Genomic DNA, 1,121 nt, shown 5'->3' with positions numbered 1-1,121 from the left:
GTGCACAAGTCGGGGTTGTCGGAGCGACTGAGGGTCATCCTGGTCAGCAAGGCGAGCAAGGGCAGCGACGGGGTGGCGTTGCTACGCGAGGTGAGCTCGCCCGAAGGCCACGTCGTGGCGTTGGAGCAGACGGCGATCAACGGCATCGCGCGGCTTCATCGCGTGTCCGACGGCACGGATCGGGTGTTGCTGGAGGTGGCTTACGAGATCGATGCCACGGTGGTGACCCTGCATCCGAACACGGCACAGGCTGGTGCCTTCACCTTCACGTTCAAGAACGACTGGCTGGATACGCTTTCCGTACCGGAAGGCTATGGCGATGGCTGGGCGTTTGGCTATGAACCCACGGAGACGGGCCTGCTCTTGCTCAAGAGCACGACAGTCCCGACCGGCGGCTACGAAGAGGTGACATACAAGCTGGAGGGCCACGCCTTGCCCGGTGGACCGGAGCGGCCGCTGAGCCATATGCCGGTGGTCCTGGAGTGCAGGCGCGACCCGGGGCACGGGCAGCCGGTGATGACAACGCATTACACCTACTCGGACCGGAACTTCTTCGGTTTCGGAGTGCTACAAGACTGGCTCGACGATGAGGACAATCTGTACCGGGTGGTGATGCCGCCGGGGCGGAGTTACGAGTACAGCTCCATTGAAACGCTGTACGACGGCATCGAGACGGTGCGCACGGTCGAACGCACGTTCAATCGCTTTCATCTGATCACGTCGGAAAGAAGTACACAAAACGGGTGCGTCACCGAAACTCGCACGAAGTACGACGAGAATCCCGAGCAGTCGTTCGTTGACCAGCCTGCGTGGTGTCAGCTTCCGACCGAAGTGCAGACCTTGTACTACCTTGAGGGAAGTCCTGAGCGCGTCCGCAAGGACGTGGAAGTACGAACATACGATGCGACAGGTAATGTCCTCACGCACACCGACGTACAAGGCGCCGTGGAGCACTGTTCTTACTACCCGGCACGGGGTCTCGAAGGAGAGTGCCCCGCCGACCCGCTTGGATTCATACGCTTCCTCCGTGAAAAGAGGGTCTCGCCTGCGCCCGAGTCACAAGGTGCAGCTCGTGTGGTCCGCTGCCGTTACGAGATTTTGCCATCGCGCTTGCCTGGTGG

At 61.3% G+C, this 1,121-nt stretch carries 1 protein-coding gene; it reads left to right on the top strand.

The features are described 5' to 3' along the window. Positions 1–1,121: hypothetical protein (locus AC1DT2_RS24150; protein WP_477299253.1), on the top strand; the 1,121-nt coding region annotated here is incomplete at both ends.

Source organism: Luteibacter sp. P4_E6 (assembly GCF_056401535.1).
This window is presented reverse-complemented; position numbering and strand designations above follow the sequence as displayed.